General features: G+C 68.6%; 3 protein-coding genes and 1 pseudogene. 2 read left to right on the top strand and 2 right to left on the bottom strand.

All coding sequences use genetic code 11. The annotated features are described in order from the left end of the window. A partial coding sequence (locus ACTWQJ_RS47795) for an ABC transporter ATP-binding protein (protein WP_443312636.1) occupies nt 1-1208 on the bottom strand: 1208 nt, incomplete at its 3' end. A gap of 93 nt (nt 1209-1301) precedes the next feature. Between ACTWQJ_RS47795 and ACTWQJ_RS47790 the strand changes: the two genes are divergently transcribed. Beyond that, nucleotides 1302-1769, top strand: coding sequence for a MarR family winged helix-turn-helix transcriptional regulator (locus ACTWQJ_RS47790; protein ID WP_443312635.1), 468 nt, complete (start codon nt 1302-1304; stop codon nt 1767-1769). Nucleotides 1770-1843: 74 nt separating this feature from the next. Here the strand turns inward: ACTWQJ_RS47790 and ACTWQJ_RS47785 are convergent, their stop codons facing one another. Continuing rightward, nucleotides 1844-3208, bottom strand: coding sequence for a cation:dicarboxylate symporter family transporter (locus tag ACTWQJ_RS47785; protein ID WP_443312634.1), 1365 nt, complete (start codon nt 3206-3208; stop codon nt 1844-1846). A gap of 436 nt (nt 3209-3644) precedes the next feature. On the opposite strand from ACTWQJ_RS47785, the pseudogene ACTWQJ_RS47780 reads away from it, so the two are divergent. Then, a pseudogene (locus tag ACTWQJ_RS47780) lies at nt 3645-3964 on the top strand (ABC transporter ATP-binding protein); the annotation flags it as partial.

Genomic DNA, 3964 nt, shown 5'->3' with positions numbered 1-3964 from the left:
AGGTAGCCCAGCGTGGACTTGCCGGCGCCGGTCGGGCCGACGATCGCGAGGCTGCCGCCGGCCGGGACGGTGAGGTCGATGCCGTCGAGGACGGGGCCGTCCTTGCCGTCGTAGCGGAACTCGACGCCCTCGAAGCGGACTTCGCCCTTGACCTGGTCGAGACGGAGGGGGCGCTCGCGCTCGGTGATATCGACGGGCAGGTCGAGGTACTCGAAGATGCGCTGGAAGAGGGCCAGCGAGGTCTGGATCTGGACGCCGGTGCCGAGCAGGCTGACCGCCGGGCGGAACAGGCCCTGCTGGAGGGAGACGAAGGCGACGATCGTGCCGATGGAGACCTCCGGACCGCCCAGATGGAGGGCGAGGCCGGCCGTCCAGTAGATGACGGCGGGCATGGCGGCCATGACGATCGTGATGACGGCCATCCGCCAGCGGCCGGCCATGTTCGACCGCACCTCGAGGTCGACCAGCCGGTCGGACTCCTCGGCGAAGGACTTCGTCAGCGACTCGGCGCGGCCCATGGTGCGGCCCAGCAGGATGCCGCTGACCGACAACGACTCGGTGACCGTCGCGGCCATCGCGGCCATCTGCTTCTGACGCCGCGTGGTGATCTTCCGGCGTTCGTCGCCGACCCGGCGGCTGATCCACACGAACGCCGGCAGCAGGAGCAGCGAGACGACGGTCAGCCGCCAGTCGAGGGCGAGCATCGCGATGATCGTGGCGACGACGCTGGTGAAGTTGGAGACCAGGGAGGTGGCCGTGGAGGTGACGGTGGCCTGCATGCCGCCGATGTCGTTGGCGATGCGGGACTGGACCTCGCCCGTGCGGGTGCGGGTGAAGAAGGCGAGCGACATGCGCTGCAACCGGCCGTAGACGGCGGTGCGCAGATCGTGCATGACGCGCTGGCCGACCGTCGTCGAGATCAGGGTCTGCAGGACGCCGAAGACGCTGGACAGTACGGCGCTGAGGATCATGCCGAGGGCCAGCAGGGTGAGCAGGCCGGTCCGTCCCTGGGGGATCGCGGTGTCGAGGATCGCCTTGAGCAGGAACGGCGTGGCGACCGATACCAGCGACGAGGCGCCGACGAGCAGGCCGACGACGAGCAGTCGGCCACGGTAGGGGCGGAAGAGTTTCAGGATGCGACGCACCTGCCGCGGCTGCTCCTCGGAGTCGTCGGGCGGCGTCCAGGCGGGTTCGTGGTCGGGTTTCATGGGCTCCTTCAGGAGGGGGTCGGCGACGACTGGCGGAGCGTAGCTCATTGTTACCTATACTCACAATGAACGTGGTCCTGATATTGTTCCCGCATGACCACCTCCGACCCCGACGGACTGCTCGCCGAGCAGCTGCTGCGGCTCACCCGCCGGGTGCACCGGATCCAGAAACGCCATCTCCAACAGCGTGCCCTGGGCATCACCCCGGCGCAGTCCCGGCTGCTGCGCACCCTCGCGCACTACGACTCGCCGCCCCGTATGGCCGACCTCGCCGAGCGGCTGGAAGTGGTGCCGCGTGCCGTGACGACGCTGGTCGACGCTCTGGAGGCGAGCGGCAAGGTGCGCAGGGTTCCCGACCCGAGCAACCGCCGGGTGATCCGGATCGACCTCACGCCCGAGGGGCGCGAGGCGCTGCGCGAGCTGCACGCGGCGCGCAGGTCGGCCGCGGAGGAGATCCTCGCGCCTCTCACGGACGAGCAGCGGGAGGTGCTCGGGGGGCTGCTGGACACGCTGGTCGACGGGGGGCCTGGCGGCGCCGACGCCGCCCAGATGCTCTCGTAGGCCCCGACACCAAGAGCCGCGTGCTGCCGCTCCCGGTTTCGGAGTGGCAGCGCGCGGCTTGTTGCGACGAGTGCTCAGCGGGCCTCGGACGCAGGCTCCTTGGCCGACTGCGCGGGCAGAGCCTCTTCGTGGGCGTCCGGTACGGAGGCGATCTCCCCGTCCAGCACCTTCTTCGCCCGTACGGCATCCAGCGCGCCCTCCCAGCGGGACACCGCGAAGACGGCGACGCAGTTGCCGAGGAGGTTCGTCACCACGCGCATCGAGTCCATGATGCGGTCCACACCCAACAGGAGGGCGACAGCACCGGCGGGAATGGCGCCCAGCGAGGCGGCGGTCGCGGACAGGGCGAGGAAGGCCGAACCGGGGATGCCGGCCATGCCCTTGCTCGTCAGCATCAGCACCAGCAGCACGGTGATCTGCTGGCCCAGGCTGAGATCCACACCCACGGCCTGCGCGATGAACAGGGTGCCGATGGACAGGTACAGCGAGGCGCCGTCGAGGTTGAAGGAGTAGCCCGTGGGCAGCACCAGGCCCACGGCGTCGTCGCGGGCACCCGCCTTGCGCAGCTTCTGCATCACGCGCGGCATGACGGACTCGGTGGACGCCGTGCCCAGCGCGAGCAGCATCTCCTCGCGGATGTACCGGAGGAACTTCCAGAGGCTGAGCCCGGTGACCATCCGCAGGGCGACCGCGAGGAGCACGATGAAGAACGCCGCGGCCGCATAGCACAGGACGATCAGCTTGGCGTACGTCTCGATCACTCCGAGCCCGTACTGGCCGATCAGGACGGCCATCGCACCGAACACCGCGATCGGGGCCAGTCGCATGACGAAGCCGACGATCGCGAAGATGATCTCCTGGGCCTGCTCGACGGCCGGCAGGACCTGCGGCACCTTGGTGTGGCCGAGATGCAGCAGAGCGGCGCCCACCAGGCAGGCGAGAATGAGCACTTGGAGCAGGGAGTTCTCGGCGAAGGCTCCGATGAAACTGGTGGGAAGCGCGTTCAGCACGAACTCGGTCGTCGAGGGCAGTGAACCACCACCCGTCTTCTCGTCGACCGCCGAGGTGTCGAGCGTGGCCGGGTCGACGTTCATCCCCGAGCCGGGCTGGACGACGTTGGCGGCGAGAAGCCCGATGAGCAGGGCGAGCGTGCTCGCGACCTCGAACCAGATCAGGGCCTTGAGCCCGATCCGGCCGAATGCCTTCAGGTCACCGGCCTTGGCGATGCCGACGACCACCACGCAGAACACCAGCGGCGAGATGATCGTCTTGATGAGCCGGGTGAATCCGTCGCCGAGCGGCTGGAGATCAGCGGCCAGGTCGGGCCACAGCTTTCCGACGACGATGCCGAGCACGAGCGCGCAGGCGACCTGCGCGAAGAGAGAGGTACGCAGTATGCGTGCGACGCGTCGCGGCAGGGGCGGTACGGACGGCGGCACGGGCACTCCTTGGGGACGGTGGCACACAGAAGCCGGGACGGGACTTCTGCAATGCGGAAAGCGACTTCCGCGATGATCACTTTGCGGGGGTTGTTGATCGCCCACGAGACCGCCGTGTTGCCACCGTGTAAATCAGGCACCGGGTGACGCATCGCACACGACTCGCTTCAACAGCCGCGGCGGTCCTCGCATCGCCGGTGTGCCAGGGCAAGTCGGGCGCGCCCACAATGAGGCCTCGGTGACGGGAGGCGCACGAGGTGAGTCCCGCGGTAGCCGGATCTGTGCGCTGCCGCGGAAAACCGGTTGCCTTCGACCACGTTGTGACGCGAACCTTTCACGGCCTGTTTCCCCCGTGCACGGTCTTTCCGTTTCGCATCCGCACCCCTTCACCGACCGCCATCCCTTCCGCCCACCTGACACGAGCCACTGGGACGTCATGCAGATCCAAGACCTTCCGTATCCCGACCCAGGTGTGCCGGACGCGCGCTCGGGGCCGCGGTTCCTGTGGTGGCTCGGCCGGAATCAGCTGCGTGGACAGTTCAGATCGCTGGCCTGGGGACTGCTCCACTTCGTGTCGGTCTCCGCGTTGCCGTTCTGTGTGGGCTTCGCCGTCCAGGCTGTGGTCGACCGATCCGGCTCCCGGCTCGCCCTCGCAGGTGGTCTGATGGCGCTGGCCTGCGCCGGCAACGCGATCGGCGACACCTTCCTGCATCGCGCCGCCGTCACCAACTGGATCACGTCGGCGCGATGCAGGAA

The sequence above is a fragment of the Streptomyces sp. KR55 genome (assembly GCF_052245645.1).
Taxonomy (GTDB): Bacteria; Actinomycetota; Actinomycetes; order Streptomycetales; family Streptomycetaceae; genus Streptomyces; species Streptomyces flavusporus.
The sequence above is the reverse complement of the archived record's forward strand: the minus strand, read 5'-3'. Positions and strand labels throughout refer to the sequence as shown.

What these genes read in the sequence shown, in the direction of transcription:
- ACTWQJ_RS47790 (WP_443312635.1), top strand. Translation starts at nt 1,302, where the DNA reads ATGACCACCTCCGACCCCGACGGACTGCTCGCCGAGCAGCTGCTGCGG.